Below are 15901 nucleotides of genomic sequence, written 5' to 3' on the forward strand. Positions count from 1 at the left end.
GACAGGCCTATCAAGAACACATTCCTTCCGGCACCATGTAGAGTCGCTACATGGTCGACGGGATCGAGTTGCGTGAGATCCGCACGTTCCTCGCCGTAGCCGAGGAACTGCATTTCGGGCGTGCCGCGGAAAAGGTGGGGCTCACTCCTTCACGCGTCAGCCAGTCCATTCGCGCGCTGGAGTCCCGGCTTGGCGGGCAGCTGTTCGACCGCACCAGTCGGCGAGTCGGCCTCACCCCGCTGGGCATCCAGTTGCGGGATTCGCTTCACCCCGCGCACGAAGCGCTCGTGTCCGCCTTACGCGCGGCGCAGGATGCGACCCGCGGCGTGGCAGGAACATTCCACCTGGGCATGCTCGACCCGCCCACTTACAGTGGCCCCCATCTGACCGACATCGTCCGCACATTCGAGGCCCGCCATCCGGCTTGCCGCGTGGTGGTCCGTGAGGTCGCCATCGAATCGCAGCTCGAATGGCTGCGGTCCGGCCAGGGCGACGCGGTCGTGCTGAGGCTGCCGAACTCCGCGCCCGACCTGACCATCGGACCAGTGATCACCGACGAGGCCCGGCTGCTCGCCGTGGCCGTCGACCACCCCTTCGCGCGCCGCACCGATGTGACGGCGGAGGACCTCGCCGGCGTCACGGTGACGGTCATGCCGCGAATACCCGCCGAACTGATGGACGCGTTCATTCCTCCGCGCACACCCGCCGGCCGACTCATTCCGCGGCGAGCCGTCCACACGATGAGTGAACTTCTCCCGCTCGTCGCGCTCGGTAAGGTCGTGCACATCACCATCACTTCTTTCGCCGAGCATTACCGCTATCCCGGTGTGGCCTTCGTGCCGATCGAAGGAATCCCGCGCTCGCAGACGGCGTTGGCGTGGCTTACCAGCAAATCCAACGCCCGAGTTGACGCGTTCGCACACGCCGCGCGGGACGTGCTCGGCGAGACTCCCAACCACCCTTGAACGTGCCTACGAGTCCCACTAGAGATACTCAAGCGGGCGGGCGTGCCACAGATCCCAGGAGCATCAGTGACCACTCGTCTGGTCGACGGGGGACGGGCTCCGAAGGAGCCCTGGGCGGCGACGACGGCCCGTGGGTAGGTCGAGGAGACCGTGATGCCGCCGTCGGCGCGCTCGCACAGCCGAACTCTCCCGCATGGACGCCCCGCTTGAGCGAGCTCGGCGGAACCACATCGCGGCCGAGGTGATCGCCATCGCCCGGCTGCGCCGTCGCGAACCCATACTCAGCGGGAAGCCAGCGGTCCGCGCCCTCACAGCAGGAATCGAAGCCTTCCGGCTTCGTGCCGGGGCTCGGAATGGGTCGAGTGATGGCCCCGTCCAGAGCGCAGCCGCTCCCACGGTTTGACAGGACGGCCGAGAACGCCGAGATCCCATCGCCTACTGGCCCGGCCATCCCGCAGTGGCAGAGTTGCAGGCGCACTCGGCCAGGTTCCGAAGTCGTTCCGGACATGCATATGACCCCGGGAAGTGCAGGGTGTTCTTCGGCAAGTCTTTCGACGACTTGGAGATCGCGGTACAAGATCAGTTCTGTGGTCAGCGGCTGCATTGCCGGCGGTGGCGGGCGGTGGGCGGCTCGTCCTTGATGAGCCCATCGAAACCGTGGCGGCGGTGCGCCCGGCAGGCCGTCGCCGGATCGACCGAGCCTTCGTAGTCGACGGCGAAGACCGCCTTGCCCCGTTTGATGAACACCTCGAGTTCCGCGCACTCGCCGTGCTCGGCGCATTCTTCGGGCAGGGCCCAGTCGAAGACATCGACCAGCGCGGCGGCGGCTCCACGCTGGTCATGACCGTTCTTCATCCCGACCGACAGGCCCCGCCTGTGTGCCTGGGCGGCGACCTCGCGGTACCAGGACAGCTGGTCGGCCAATGTGACGGCGAACCCGGGGGCGTTGCCGAGCAGGTTGTTCTGATCCGGCTCCACGCCGTCACAGCCGATCCGTCTGGCCAGGTCCAGCCGGGCCCAGATGATCTCGGCGAAGGCTCCGCGTGAGGCCTTCCGGATGTCGAGCCACCGTTCCTCCTCCCAGCCGGTGTTCCAGCCGATGACCGAACCCGGTTTCGGTGGCTCCGGCCGGTCCGGTATCTCCGTGGCGTGTGCACGGTGCCCGGGAAACCTCGGCGCGTCAGGCCGGTAGTGCTCGTACGCGCCGGTGTCGAGATAACAGATCACCACCGGCCGGGGGACCCGGGCGTGCAGCACGTCGATCATTCCGGCCAGCGGCCCCGGCGGAAGGTCGATCGCCTCACCGTCGCGATAGCGGAGTTGCGAGCCCGCCGGGGCCAGATCGAAGAGGTCCAGGTCGTACATGTCGCGGCGCGCACTCAGATCGTAGGGCTCGTCGATCTGCCAATCCCAGTTCGAGAACTGCCCGGGTTCGGGTTTCCACCAACTCGTCGGGGCAGGGCGCTGCGAAGGCGGATCTCCGCCCGGCCCGCATCCCGTCAAGACCGCCGCGAGCAGCACCAGAACCCCGGTGAAAGCTCGGACCAGCCCACCCCCAGCGGCCTTGATCAACATCTCGCCTCCATTGACATCCGAGATCATGATTCACCCGCGGCCCGCCTCCGCAGCCGTCGCCGCATGGCCCGGCCCCGTCAAGAGAAGCTCCCGACGGTGGGCGCGGACGGCCTCGACGTCGTCGGCCGACTGCATTGGTGAGTTGAGCACCATTCCGGCGACCCGGTCCGGGTGCCACACTCCGAACACCTGGGCCAGATAGCTGCCGTATGTCGCGCCGTAAACGACCGCCTGGTCGCTGCGGGCGGCATCAAGGACGGCGGCTAGGTCCAATGCCGGGTAGTTAGGCCTGTGGGCTGGTTGTCCAGGGGTTTGGTGGATCTTGGAGACGTGGGAACGGAGATCCAGTAGAACGGGTGATCTTCTACCATCGTCCGTCTGACCTACTGGATCTCCGTTGGGTGTTGAGTCTGCCAGGTCTGCTGGGGCCTGTGCCATGGGTTCGGTCGACCGTTGGGCGGGCGGGGTGTTCGCGCCCGGGCATCTGGGGGAACTGACCCGGATCGTGCCGTTCGAGATGGTGGACGAGGTGCTGGCCGAGACGCGGTCGGCGCAGCGGCGGGTGCGGCGGTTGCCGTCGCGGGTGGTGGTGTATCTGCTGCTGGCGGCGGGGTTGTTCGAGGGGCAGGGCCTTGGGCAGGTGTGGGCGCGGCTGGTGTCGGGCCTGGAGGGGCCGGGGTGGGTGCCCTCGTCGTCGGTGCTGGCCCAGGCCCGCCGCCGGGTGGGGGTCGCGCCGCTGCGGGCGTTGTTCGATCTGCTGGCCGGTCCGCCCGCGGGGGCGGTGCGGTGGCGGGGGCTGCTGGTGTGCGCGATGGACGGCACCACGATGAGTGTCCCCGACAGCCCGGCCAATCTGGCGGCCTATGGTCATCAGAGCGGCAGTCATGGCGGGTCGGGCTATCCGCTGGTCCGGCTGGTCGCGGTGGTCGCCTGCGGCACCCGCACCGTGCTGGGGGCCGGGTTCGGCCGGTTCGCGACCGGTGAGACGGCCTACGCGCCCGAGTTGTTCGGCTGCCTCAAGGCGGGCATGCTGCTGCTGGCCGACCGCAATTTCGCCGTCAAAGCCCTGGTGGCGGCGATCGCCGGTCCGCAGGGCACCGGCGCGGACCTGCTGATCCGCTGCAAGAGCAACCGGCCGCTGCCCCGTCTTGAGACCCTGGCCGACCGATCGTGGCGTTCGGTGCTGGGCGGGGTGCCGATCCGGGTGATCGACGCCCAGATCACCCTCACCCTGTCGGGCGGCGGGCACCGCACCGGCCATTACCGGTTGATCACCACCCTGCTGGATCCGCGCCTCCACCCGGCTGCGGAGATCGTGAGGCTCTACCACCAGCGGTGGGAGATCGAGACGACCTATCTGGAGCTGAAGTCCACCATGCTGGGCGGCCGTGTCCTGCGCTCGCGTACCCCGCAGGGCGCCGACCAGGAGATCTACGCTCTGCTGGCCGTCTACCAGGCGTTGCGGCTGGCGATGGCCGACGCCACGGCCGGCGGCGGCCTCCCCGCCGACCGGGCCAGCTTCACCGTCGCGCTGCTGGCCGCCCGCGACCAGGTCGTCCACGCCGCCGGGGTCATCGCCGGCACCGTCATCGACCTGGTCGGACAGATCGGCCGGGCGGTCCTGGACAACCCGCTGCCCGCCCGCCGAGACCGCAGCTGCCCCCGCATCGTCAAACGAGCGATCTCCAAACACCGGGCAAAAGGCCAGGTCGACCGCACCAACCACCGGGCGACCCTCACCATCGACATCCTCCACCCACCTGAGTTGACGCCCACCCCAAGCCCTTAACTACCCGGCATTGCGGCTAGGTCGGTTCCCGTCGTGTCCTTGCGTGACGGCCCGACGCCCCGATGCTCGACCATGAGCACGTCGAGCGGCCTGTTTCCGGAAGGCGCGATAGGGCAGCACCGAGGCACCCTCGGCCCGGAATCACCAGGACCGGTAGGGAGCGCCCGTCCGGGACGCGAGCGGACCACCGCGATCTCGTTCCCAGCTGCCTGCACACCCGGATTCCGGCGGCCGGCCGCATCTCCCGCTCGGCGAGCGCCATCGGTTTCGACGATGACCCAAGGTCCCGATCGGCCCTATTCGGTCGGCAGGGGGAGCGTCTCGCCGGTTTCGAGCAGGGTCTTCAGACTCGACAGGACCTGCGGCCAGCCTTCCGCGTACGCGTCGAAGTCCTCGCTCGTCGGCTGCAGGCCGGCATGGACCAAGGTCAACTTGACCGTCGCCCCCATCGGCTCGATGTCGAACGTGGTCGTCGACCGGCGCGGCTCGTCGGCCTGGTCGTCCGCGCTCCTCCCGTACTGCTCGAGGTGTTCGGGAGGGGCCGTGCCGTTGCTGAAGGACAGGCGCCGATACGGCTCGGACTCCAGGACGACCGAGCCCAGATCGCTGAAGTCCCCATCGGGGGTGACCTGCACCTTCACCGGTGACCCCACCCGCCAGTCCGACTCGTAGGCGACCCCCCAGTAACGCCAGGTGAACGCCGGGTCGGTCAGCGCCCGCCACAGTTGCTCAGGCGAGGCGTGGATGTAGGTGGTGTACTCGATTTCCGAGCTTGCCATGCGGCCTTTCCCCAGTCCTGCTTTCACGTTTGCGAGTGCTTACGGGCGCGCGCGCCGTTGTACTCAGCGATCCAGCGGCCAGCGCGTGCGTTGACCGACCGGTCGAGGTCGACCGGTGCCAGGCGACGCCCGGTCCTGGGGCTGTTCAAGCCAGGTAGGCGCATGGTTGCGTGTCAACGACCACCACGGTGAGCACAGCACGAACACTGGAACCGCGTCCCGGCCACGGCCTACGCAGGTGCGGTCGTGGGCGGGCGGAAGGCCGCGTCGGTGCCGAAGCCGTCGAACGGCTCGATCAACCCGACCGACTGAGGCATGGCGTCACTCCTTTGACCTCGGTGCTGTGAGTACGGGGGTGACGCTATGCGGAGCCGCTTGCGGTCCGCTGACGGCTCGCTGACGGTCACGGCGTCCGCCGGCACCGCCGCCCGATCCGCACCTGGGCCCTATTTACATGACTGAGTCAGTCATCTAATCTCGGTGGCGTGGATGACAGATCGGCGAACCTCGTCTCGGCCCTCGTGGTCGCTCTGGCCGACGCGCTGGAGGAGACCACGCGACGCGCCGGCGTCCACGGGACCAGCGGCGCGTCGGCGCTGGCGACGATCCATTTCGTGCCCGGGGAGCGCATCGACGCCTTGAGCCGGGTCCTGGGGATCACCGGTTCGGGAACCGTGCGGCTGGTCGACAGGCTCGTCGCCGACGGCCTGGTCGAGCGGCGTCCCGGCCAGGACCGGCGCAGCGTCTCGCTGTGGCTCACCGAGGCCGGTGAGAGGGCGGCCGAGGCGATCGTCGCCGAGCGGCGGGAGGTCCTCCGCCGGGCGTTGGAGCCGTTGACCGACGCGCAGCGGCGGGCACTGGCCGCGCTCAGCGAGCCGGTGCTGGCCGGCCTGTCGGTGGACCGGGAGCACGCGGACCGGATCTGCAGGCTCTGCGACTACCTCGCCTGCCCCCAGGATCGCTGCCCCGTGGAGACGTCGGTCTCATGACCGGCATCGCGCCCGCGTCCCGGCGCCGCCGTTCGCCCCTGCGTTCATCCTGCCTCGGCCGCACCCAGCGCCGGGGCTGCCCGTCCTTTCATGAAGGAGTAGCGCGATGACCACCTACGGGCTGTTCATCTTCGACGGGGTCGAGGAACTGGACTTCGTCGGCCCCTGGCAGGCGTTCACCACCTCCTCGATGCGCCGCGGCCACGCCGACACCTGCGTCCTCGTCGCCGAGCGTTCCGGCCCCGTACGCTGCAACAAGGGCCTGCGCGTCCTGCCCGACCACACCCTCGACGACCATCCGCCGCTGGACGTGCTGCTCGTCCCCGGAGGAGCCCACAAGCGTATCGAGTCCGCGATGGCCGACCCGGTGCTCATGGACTGGATCAAACGAACGGCCGACAGCGCCGTATGGGCCACCAGCGTGTGCACCGGCGCGTTCCTGATGCACGCGGCCGGTCCGGCGCGCGGCCGGCGCGTGGCGACCGAAAGGGACCTCGAAGACGCCCTGGAGGCGCGCGGCGACATCACGGTGGTCCGCGACGCCCGATACGTGGTGGACGGCGACCTGGTCAGCAGCCAGGGCGTGTCCGCCGGCATCGACATGGCGCTGTGGCTGGTCGGCCGCCTCCACGGCCGCGACCACGCCCGCGCCGTCATGCGCTCCATGCAGTACGAGCCGGCGCCGCCCTACACGGCCGACGAGCCCCAGTGAACGCCGAACCATGGGGTGGCTCTATCTGGCGATCGCCGTGGCCGGGGACGCGGCCGGCACCTACGCGCTCAAACGTTCCCAGGGCCTGCGACGCCCATGGTTCGGCGTCGCGGCGGTCGGCGCGTACGGCCTGGCCCTGTGGACCTTCGCGGTCGCGCTGCGGACCATTCCCACCAGCGTCGCGGACGCGTCGTTCGCCGCGGTGGGGACGCTGGCCGTCGCGCTCACCGGTGTGCTCTTCCTGGACGAACGCGCCAACGCGCGCAAGATAGCGGGCATGACCTGCATCGTCGTCGGCGTGGTGGCGTTGCGGCTCGGGACGGGAGCGGCATGAACGACGGCCGATCAGCGCTCGGCCGCGCCGCCCTGTACGCGGCGATCGCCACCGACGCGGGGAGCGTGTTCCTGCTCGACGGCTCGGACGGGTTCCGCCGTCCCGTCCCGGCCGTCGCGGCGGTGGTCGCGTTCTTCCTCGAACTGCTGCTGTTCGCCGTGGCCCTGCAGCATGTGGAGGCGGGCGTCGCCTACGCGTTGTTCGGCCTGAGCACCGCGGTGGTGGCCGTGGTCAGCATCACCGTCTTCGGGGAACCCGTCGACCCCGCCAAGGCGACCGCGCTCGTCGCCGTCGTGGGCGGCGCCGTGCTCCTCCAGATGGGTTCGGGCGAACACCACCCGAAGACCCGCGGAAAAGCTCGGGCATGGGCTGACCGCCTTCTATCGCGCCTCCGGCCTGGCCGGCGTGAGGCGCGCCTGAGCCGACGCCCACGGTGGGCGATCAGCGGTATTCGGCGGCGAGGCCGATGAGCAGGGTCAGCATCGCACTGGTGGCCGGGGTGCGGAGCCGGACCGGCGGGACCGCGGCGAGCACCTTGCGTGCCGGGAGCGGCGGCACCGTCGGGCGGAGCCTGATGTCGGGCCGCACCGCGGACGAGGCGAGCGTGGACATGATCGTGATGCCCAGGCCACCGGCGACCAGTGCCTGCTTTCCGGTCCAGTCGTCACAGGTGAACCCGATGCGCGGCGGGCCGCCGAGCGCCTCGGTGAGGAGGTCGAGCGGGCCGAGGCAGTCGGGGTGGGCGCCCTCGATCCATGTCTCGTCCCGCAGTTCGCGCAGCGGGACCGTGGTACGCCGCGCCAGCGGATGCCGGGACGGGAGCGCCACCCGGTGCACCTCGTCCAGCAGCGGCGTCAGTTGCACACCCGGATCGACCGAGTCCCAGTCGGTGACCAGGGCGAGGTCGAGTCTGCCAGCCCGGATCTCGTCCGTGCCGGCCCGGACCAGGCTGACGTCGATCCCCGGGTACGCGTCGCGGAAGCGCCGGATCGCGTCCGGGACGAAGGCGGTGTTGGCGCTGGGGAACGCCGCCATCCGCAGATGCCCGGTCCGCAACTCGGCGAAGGCGTCCATCCGGGCCCGCAGCCCGTTCATCCGGTCGAGGATCTCCCGTGCCTCGTCGATCGCCAGCGCCCCGGCGGCCGTGGGCAGGACTCCGCGCGGTGCCCGGCGGAACAGGTCGACCCCCAGGGCGCGCTCCAGCGAGGCGATCTGGCGGGAGACCGCGGGCTGAGTCATGGTCAACGCCTCGGCCGCCGCGGAGAACGAGCCCCGCTCTCCGACCTCCACCAGAATGCGCAGCGCCCACGCATCAAGCATGCGCGCAGCTTATACCTGGGCTGCGAAACCCGCAGTTGTCCTTATGCCGCCGTGGCCCGACCGTAGAACGCATGGAATTCATCACCGCCCACCTCCCGCCGCCACCGGCCCGGGTGCTCGACGCCGGCTGCGGCGGCGGCGAGCTGGCGGACCGGTTGCGGGACGCCGGCTATGAGGTCACCGCGATCGACATCGACCCGGAGCACGCGAGCCCGACCGTACGGGTGGCCGACATCTGCTCGTACGACGACGAGCGCTTCGACGCGATCATCTTCTCGCTGTCCCTGCATCACATGTGCGAACTGGACAAGGCGATCGACCGGGCGTCGGCCCTCCTCGCCCCCGGCGGGCGGCTCATCGTGGACGAGTTCGCCCACGAGCGCGCCGACGCCGCGATCGCCGACCGCTTCTACGACGAGCCGGAATCGCTGGAGCGCTGGCGCGAGCACCACCACGAGCTGCACACCGGCGCGGCGATGATCGACGCCATCGTCCGACGCTTCGCCGTCCTTTCACTGGCCCGCGTCCCCTACCTCCACCGCTATCTCGAAGACGACTCACTGCGCGATGTCGAGTCCGTCCTTGGAATCCAGCTCACCGCGGAACCTCGGCACGCCGGCCAGATCAACCGCTGCCCGTAGAACGCCCCCGAAATCTCCGGGCTCCCCAGTGCACCCCGACCGAGGTGCATGGCCACGACTCTCGGCTCTGCCGCCGGGCTCGTCCGGCCATGCGCCGACCGCCCGATCGGAGGGACAAGCGTGAAGGGCCACAGCAGAACTCAACGGATGCAGCGTTCAGGCCGTGTAGACCATGGACGCGCAGGCGGTCGACTGAGCCCGGTCGGGCCGGCGGAGTTCGGGTGAGCGGCGGACGCGGCGCCAGGGCGGCGGATTCGTATCTGCACTGCGGAGTGCTGGGGCCGCTGCTGGTCACCGTGGACGGACAAGCCATCGGCCTGGGGGCGGCCAAGCAGCGCGCACTGCTGGCCACGCTCGCGTTGAGCGCCGGGAGGCCGGTGCCGTACCACCGGCTGGTGGATTGCGTATGGGGGCAGTGGCCGCCGGCGACCGCGCGGGCGACGCTGCACTCGCACGTGCGCAGAATCCGGCTGGCATTCGGCTCTGAGCGGGCGCACTCCATCCGTAGCGTGCCGGGCGGCTACCGGCTCGACGTCGACGCCGACCCCGACGCCGGGCCCGGAGGCGGCGGTGTCCAACTCGATCTGTCGCGGTTCCGTGTGCTGACCAGCGCGGCTGCGCGGTGCGGCCGTGACGATGATGTCGCCGGTGAGGCGGCGCGGCTGCGTGAGGCGATGACCCTGTGGCGCGGCCCAGTTCTCGCCGACGTGGCGTCCGAGACGCTGCACCGTGAGGAGGTGCCGCTGATCACCGAGGAGCGGCTGAACGCGCACGAACGCCTGATCGATGCGGAGCTGCGGCTGGGGCGCTACCGCGGCGTCGTGGCGGAACTGCGTGAACTGACCGCCGAGCATCCGCTGCGTGAGCGGTTCTGGGCCCAGCAGGTGATCGCCCTGCACGGCGCCGGCCGTACGGCCGAGGCGCTGGCCGCGTACCGGCATGCCCGGCAGCGGCTGGCGCAGGAACTGGGCCTGGATCCCGGCGAACATCTGCGGCAGCTCGAGACGGCGATCCTCTCCGGCCGGACCGGGCTCGACCTGGTGTCCGAGACCATCGGGCCCGCCATCGCCGAGCCCGCCGCGCCTGCCGCGCCTGCGTACGCCGCGCCCGCGGCGCATCCGGCGATCCCCCGGCAACTGCCCCCGGGCGTCGGCGCGGTCGTCGGCCGCGACCGGGAAGTCGGCGCATTGCTGGCGACGCTTCGTCCCGGCATCGGAACCGCAGCCTCCAGGGCGGTCCCCATCGCGCTGATCACTGGAAGGGCCGGCGTGGGCAAGACCGTCCTCGCGGTGTACGTCGCGCACTTGCTGGCCGAGAACTATCCCGACGGCCAGCTGTACCTCGACCTGAACAGGGCCGGCGCGCAGCGGCTCGATCCGGCGCACGCGCTGATGCGGCTGCTTTCGAGCCTGGGCGTGGACCACCGGCAGACCCCTGACGACCTCGACGACCGCGTCGGCATGTTCCGCAGCATCGTGAACGGCCGACGGGTTCTGGTCGTGCTCGACAACGCCACCGATGAGGCGCAGGTCCGGCCGCTGCTACCCGGAAGCTCCAGTTGCGCGGTCCTGGCGACCAGCCGGCGGCGCCTCGGTGGGCTCGATGTCGCTCGGTCCCTGGAACTCGACGTGCTGCCCCCAGACCAGGCGCTCGAACTGCTACGGCACGTGCTCGGGCGCCGACGGGTCGCGGGGGAGCAGCCCGCGGCCGAAGAGCTGGCCCGACTCTGCGGCGGCCTGCCGCTCGCGGTGCGTATCGCCGCGGCCAGGCTCGTGACCAAGCCGCACTGGCCCTTGGTGCGCCTCGTCGCCCGGCTGCGCGAGGAGTCCGCACGCCTGGACGAACTCGTGCACGGCGGGCTGGACATCCGGGCGCCTCTCGCGCTCAGCCACCGCGCTCTGGACGACCGCACCAAGATGGTGTTCCACCGGATCGCCCTGCTCCCCGAACCGGACTTCGGCGTACAGTCTGCCGCCGCCATCGCCGACCTGAGCGACACCGACACCGAGGCGGCACTGGAACGACTCGTCGACGCCAGACTCCTGGACGTGGCCGTCCCCGGCACCGTGGCGGAGATCCGCTACCGCCTGCCTGACCTTGTACGTCTCTTCGCGCACGAGCGCGCTCGCGCCGAAGAGAGCAACACCCCCTACCAGGACCCACCCACCTCACCGACCCCTGAAGGGCCGTCTCCGGCACGTAAGCGACTCGTCAGCGAGACGCCAGCGCCCCCCGGTTAACTCAGAGACCGCCGCAGCGGAGGTGGAGCCTTCCTTCCCTCTTGTCTGCTCAAAGCCCTCAGAGAAGGAGGTGAAGTTCATGCGCGGCGTCGAGTACTAAGCCAGATCCACCCCCCGACGAGACCGAGGTGAGCTCGGCCTCGTACACGCGACGCGGTACGGGTGGGCGTCGCGCCTGCGCACTCACCCGTCCGCCTCGCTCAGGACCGCTGAACCCGCGAACAGGAGGATCGAGTTGCGCGATGTCGCCGGAGAATCCTGCCGCGGCACCAGCCCGGACGACTCAGGGCGCCCCCGGTGAGGCCACGGCCGACGCCGGCGACCTTCCGAGAGGTCTTCGCGGTCGGCGAGTTCCGCGCCCTGTGGGCCGCGGAACTGCTTTCCCAACTGGGCGATCAGTTCGCTCGGGTGGCGCTGTCCGTGCTGGTGTACGAGCGGACGTCCTCGGCCCTGCTCACCGGGCTGACCTACGCCCTCACCTATCTGCCCTCGCTGCTGGGCGGCGTGCTGCTCGGGGGCCTCGCCGACCGGTACCCGCGCCGCCGGGTCATCGTCGTCACCGACCTGCTCCGGGCGGCGCTCGTCGGCCTGATGGCGGTGCCCGGCCTGCCGCTGCCCGTGCTCTGCGTGCTGCTCGCGGGCATGACCACGCTCAGCGGGCCGTTCAAGGCGGCCCAGCTCGCACTGCTCGCGGACGTCCTGGACCGCGACCGCTATGTGCTCGGCCTGTCCATCAGGCAGATGACGATCCAGACCGCCCAGGTCGCCGGGTTTCTCACCGGGGGCGCACTGACCCAGGCCGTGAGTCCGAGCGCCGGGCTCGGCCTGAACGCCATCAGCTTCGCGGTCTCCGCGCTGCTCGTGCACTTCGGCGTACGCCGGCGGGACGCTCCGGCCGCGGACACCAGCCGATCCCGGCCGGCGTCGGGCGGGTTGATGCCGGTCCTGCGCCATCCCGGGCTGCGATCGCTCCTCGGCCTCAGCTGGCTGGCCGGCTGTCACATCGCCCCCGAGGGCCTCGCGGCCCCGTACGCGAGCGCGCTCGGCAGCGACTCCGCCGCGGCAGTGGGGCTGATCATGGCAGGAACCTCGGTCGGGAGCGTCGTCGGTGCGGTCGTGTTCGGGCGCCTGCTGTCCGAGGCCCTCCGTGCCCGCGCCCTGGCACCGCTGGCGCTGCTCACCGGAGTACCCCTCGCGCTGTGCGCGTTCCGCCCCGGCCTCGCCGCGTCCACGCTCCTGTTCGCCGTCTCCGGTGCGCTGGCGACCGGCTATCACATCCAGCTCAGCGCATCGTTCGTACGACTGCTTCCGGAGCCCGTCCGGGCCGGGGGATTAGGCGTCCTTTCCTCGGGCCTCGTCACGGTGCAGGGCCTGGGCGTACTCGCCGCGGGTGCGATGGCCGACCTGATCGGACCAGCGAACGCGGTCGCCTGCGCGGGCGTGGTCAGCATCCTCCTCGGCGTCCGCCCGGCATGGATGTGGACCCGGGTGCTGGGACGAGGCGACGAAGCGGCTCCCACATCGGCCGATACGGATTCGATCCCGCTCACCCGGGCAGCGACGAAACGAACGTGAATCTCGACCATCACACCCGCTCCCGGTCAGCGAGTCGAAGGCACTGAACCTTCCACAGGATTCCACGTTGCCGCAGGGACTACCGCGTCAGCCAAACTCCAGCCAGATGACGGTGACCGATGTGGGAATCGCTTTCCCCGGCAGGCGTAGAGCCATCGGACCATGTGAAGGCGCACACTTCAGGAGTCGGCGGCCCACATGCCGTCGCGCGCTGTTCTTCGCCGCCGCGAGCGTCGCAGCCAGTCCTGAAAGGTGACGCACAGAGCGCCTGGAAGGCCGTTCCGGTAACCCGATCGGGACATGCCCGCCCAGTCGCACGCATCCCAGCACGGCTGAAAGTCAATGATCAGCGAGCGTGTGCCGCATTGCCTTGTGGATCACCTCAAGAAGATGGCCCCGAAGGTTGTCGGTATCGTCCCTTTGATATCCCTGATATTCGTCCCTGAATGATCTCAGGGACATCCCCGATGGTGCGTTGTTCCGGCGATCGGTTGAATCGTTCGTATGAACGCTTTCCAGCCATCGCGCCGCGCACTCGTCGTCCTCACCGCGGTGGGCGCGCTCACCGCCACGACCGCCGCCGGCCTCGCGATCGCCGCCTCGCCGAGCACCGCCCCTCGGCCACACGCCGGGACCCAGGCCGCGCTGGACGAGATCGTCAAGCAGGGCACTCCCGGAGTCATCGCCCAGGTGAAAGACGCCCGCGGAAGATGGAACGGCCGGGCCGGCGTCCGCGAGACCGGGCGCGACCAGCCGCGCGGCACTGACGACAGGTTCCGCATCGCCAGCATGACCAAGCCGTTCACCGCGACCGTGCTCCTCAAACTCGAAGCCCAGGGCAGGCTGTCGCTCAACGACAGTGTCGAGAAGTGGCTGCCCGGGGTGGTGCGCGGCAAGGACTACCACGCCGAGAACATCACCGTCCGGCACCTGCTCAACCACACCAGCGGCATCTTCGACTACAACATGGACGAGGGATTCCGCGCCAAGTACGCCGGGGAGGAGTTCGACAAGAACCGCCACCGGCGGTGGACACCCCGCGAGCTGGTGAACATCGGACTCGCCCACCCGCCCAACTTCCAGCCCGAGGACGGCAGCAAGCCCGATGAGCGGGGAGAATGGGACTACTCCGACACCAACTACATCCTCGCCGGGATGATCATCGAGAAGGTCACCGGCGGCACCTACAAGGAAGCGGTCGAGCGGCTCATCATCAAGCCGCTCAAGCTACGCGGCACCAGCGTTCCCGAGACGTCGCCGAAGCTGCCCCGACCGCATTCCAGGCACTACTCAACGCTCTTCGCGGAAGAACCGGCCGCCAAGGTGTACGACGTCACAGAATTCAGTCCCACGGTGGCCTTCTCGGCGGGGGCACTGATCTCGACCGTCGGCGACGTGACCACCTTCCTGTCCAAACTGCTGGGCGGCGAGCTCCTACCCGCCGAGCAGCAGCGGGCACTGACCAGCACCGTCCACGTCAACGGGGACAAGGGACACGGTGGCCCCAACGACGGATACGGACTCGGCATCCGCGAATTCAAACTCAAGAAGGGCTGCTCGGTCTGGGGCCACGGCGGCATGATCCCCGGCTCGGCCTCCCGGACGGTGGCCACCGCCGACGGCCGGCACGTCCTCACCATGAACCGGAACGCTGACTGGGGCGAGCAGAAACTGGAGGACGACACCGTCCTGACCCAGTTCTGCGCAAGGTGATGAGATCGGCCGCAGGGCTGTCCTGGCAATCCGCGCTGGTAGGGGATCGCCCGGCACGCTGACGGGCGGCGGCTGAGGTGCACGCCGATGGCAGCGATGTGTTACACCGTCCCTTTCCTGGTGGGTCGGTGTGATCGCGACGGTAGCGCGGTGCGCATGTGGCTCGCTGGCGCATCGCTGACGTTCGTCTGACGCTCATGCCCACAGGGGGCGCCCCGGAACGTTTGGACTGCTCGTGGATGGCAGGTAATGGCGCATCGCTGGCGAGTATCTGTCTCGCTCAGAGCTTTGGATTTGAGAGTGACGCAGATGCAGTAAGGTCTCATATCGCGTCACGCAAAGAGTGTGAGTTCAAGGTCTCATGAAAAGGAGAAGAGTGGAGGCCGAGATCTCGTCCAGGGGTTCATGGCGGGCACTTCGCGTCTCATGGCTCAGGACCCCTCAGGGCCGAGTATGCGATCAGGAACAGGGGATGGTATATGTCTGCACCAGATGCCGCTGAGTCCGTTGAGGGCGATGAAATCGCTACGCCGACGACATGGCGGTTCCGCCTGGCCAAGGTCATCACCGAGATCTTCGCCCCATGGGCATTGGCCATGGCCCTCTTCCTGGCTGTGGGCTGGCGATCCGGTCCTACCGGGCTGGCCTGGGGTCTTCTGGGGGCGGCGATCACCGTGATCGGGCCCATGGCAGTGATCATCGGAGGGGTCGTCGCGGGGCGGTACACCGACCATCACCTGACGACCCGAGAGCACCGCGTCATACCGCTCCTGATCTCGGCCGTTCTGATAGTCATCGGAATCGGCGTGCTTCAGGTCGTCGGCGCACCGTCGGATGTGGTCGCGGTCCAGGCGGCGATGCTCGGGGTGCTTTTTGTCATGGGGCCGATCACCGCCCTGTGGAAGATCAGTTTTCACACCGGGATCGCAGGTGCCGCCGTGGCGATTCTTTCCCTCGTCTGGGGCCCCGGCATGCTAGGACTGGCGGTCATTGTCGTGCTGATCGGATGGTCCCGGACGACCCTGACACATCATTCTGTGCTCCAGGTCATGGCCGGCCCGCCCGTCGCGATATTCGCCACGACCGTGCCCTTCCTCCTCGTGCGCTGATCTCGTCCGCGTTCGATGCCGATGTTCCCGAGCCACAGCGTCCCGGCCGGCGACCTGCCATCCGATCAGCGGCCAGACCCGGAGTCGTCTGCAGGCACGCAGGCGGCGGAGCCTTTCCACGTCATCGTCGTCAGCCCGCGCTGAAGGTTCCGTCCTCGTG

General features: G+C 69.4%; 14 protein-coding genes. 11 read left to right on the forward strand and 3 right to left on the reverse strand.

Annotation, left to right across the window (positions count from 1 at the left end; all coding sequences use genetic code 11):
• Positions 1-50: 50 nt before the first annotated feature.
• Positions 51-965 carry a LysR family transcriptional regulator gene (locus ACZ466_RS40690; protein ID WP_378292449.1) on the forward strand — a complete coding sequence of 305 codons (915 nt, stop codon included), beginning with the start codon at positions 51-53 and terminating at the stop codon, positions 963-965.
• A gap of 591 nt (positions 966-1556) precedes the next feature.
• On the opposite strand, the gene ACZ466_RS40695 is transcribed toward ACZ466_RS40690, so the two are convergent.
• The gene (locus ACZ466_RS40695; protein ID WP_378292447.1) at positions 1557-2540 is read right to left on the reverse strand and encodes an endo alpha-1,4 polygalactosaminidase; all 984 of its coding nucleotides are present in this window, start codon (positions 2538-2540) and stop codon (positions 1557-1559) included.
• A 436-nt stretch (positions 2541-2976) separates the two neighbouring features.
• Between ACZ466_RS40695 and ACZ466_RS40700 the strand changes: the two genes are divergently transcribed.
• The gene (locus ACZ466_RS40700) at positions 2977-4329 is read left to right on the forward strand and encodes an IS4 family transposase (RefSeq protein ID WP_378293554.1); all 1353 of its coding nucleotides are present in this window, start codon (positions 2977-2979) and stop codon (positions 4327-4329) included.
• Positions 4330-4625: 296 nt separating this feature from the next.
• Here the strand turns inward: ACZ466_RS40700 and ACZ466_RS40705 are convergent, their stop codons facing one another.
• Positions 4626-5108, reverse strand: a complete 483-nt coding sequence (locus tag ACZ466_RS40705; protein WP_378285856.1) for an SRPBCC family protein — start codon at positions 5106-5108, stop codon at positions 4626-4628.
• A 485-nt stretch (positions 5109-5593) separates the two neighbouring features.
• On the opposite strand from ACZ466_RS40705, the gene ACZ466_RS40710 reads away from it, so the two are divergent.
• From ACZ466_RS40710 to ACZ466_RS40725, 4 genes are all read left to right on the forward strand, one after another.
• Entirely contained in the window at positions 5594-6097 is a 504-nt protein-coding gene (locus ACZ466_RS40710) for a MarR family winged helix-turn-helix transcriptional regulator (protein ID WP_378285857.1), read from the forward strand.
• A gap of 106 nt (positions 6098-6203) precedes the next feature.
• Entirely contained in the window at positions 6204-6809 is a 606-nt protein-coding gene (locus tag ACZ466_RS40715) for a DJ-1/PfpI family protein (protein WP_378285858.1), read from the forward strand.
• Between the two features lie 10 nt (positions 6810-6819).
• The gene (locus tag ACZ466_RS40720; protein WP_378285859.1) at positions 6820-7143 is read left to right on the forward strand and encodes a DMT family transporter; all 324 of its coding nucleotides are present in this window, start codon (positions 6820-6822) and stop codon (positions 7141-7143) included.
• Entirely contained in the window at positions 7140-7613 is a 474-nt protein-coding gene (locus ACZ466_RS40725) for a DMT family transporter (protein WP_378285860.1), read from the forward strand. The genes ACZ466_RS40720 and ACZ466_RS40725 overlap by 4 nt, the downstream gene beginning before the upstream one ends.
• On the opposite strand, the gene ACZ466_RS40730 is transcribed toward ACZ466_RS40725, so the two are convergent.
• Positions 7585-8463: a LysR family transcriptional regulator gene (locus ACZ466_RS40730; RefSeq protein WP_378285861.1), complete on the reverse strand. Its 879-nt coding sequence runs from the start codon at positions 8461-8463 to the stop codon at positions 7585-7587. The two genes, ACZ466_RS40725 and ACZ466_RS40730, sit on opposite strands and share 29 nt — an antisense overlap.
• Positions 8464-8534: 71 nt before the next feature.
• On the opposite strand from ACZ466_RS40730, the gene ACZ466_RS40735 reads away from it, so the two are divergent.
• The 5 genes from ACZ466_RS40735 to ACZ466_RS40755 all read left to right on the forward strand — a co-directional run bounded on the left by ACZ466_RS40735 (position 8535) and on the right by ACZ466_RS40755 (position 15741).
• On the forward strand, positions 8535-9104 hold the full coding sequence (locus ACZ466_RS40735) for a class I SAM-dependent methyltransferase (RefSeq protein ID WP_378285862.1): 570 nt from the start codon (positions 8535-8537) through the stop codon (positions 9102-9104).
• A 221-nt stretch (positions 9105-9325) separates the two neighbouring features.
• Positions 9326-11344, forward strand: a complete 2019-nt coding sequence (locus ACZ466_RS40740) for an AfsR/SARP family transcriptional regulator (RefSeq protein WP_378285863.1) — start codon at positions 9326-9328, stop codon at positions 11342-11344.
• Between the two features lie 297 nt (positions 11345-11641).
• Positions 11642-12919, forward strand: a complete 1278-nt coding sequence (locus ACZ466_RS40745; protein WP_378285864.1) for an MFS transporter — start codon at positions 11642-11644, stop codon at positions 12917-12919.
• A 504-nt stretch (positions 12920-13423) separates the two neighbouring features.
• Entirely contained in the window at positions 13424-14632 is a 1209-nt protein-coding gene (locus ACZ466_RS40750) for a serine hydrolase domain-containing protein (RefSeq protein WP_378285865.1), read from the forward strand.
• A gap of 479 nt (positions 14633-15111) precedes the next feature.
• Complete coding sequence (locus ACZ466_RS40755) at positions 15112-15741, forward strand: hypothetical protein (protein ID WP_378285866.1); 630 nt, start codon at positions 15112-15114, stop codon at positions 15739-15741.
• The last annotated feature ends 160 nt before the right edge of the window (positions 15742-15901 follow it).

The sequence above is a fragment of the Actinomadura rugatobispora genome (genome assembly GCF_055379765.1).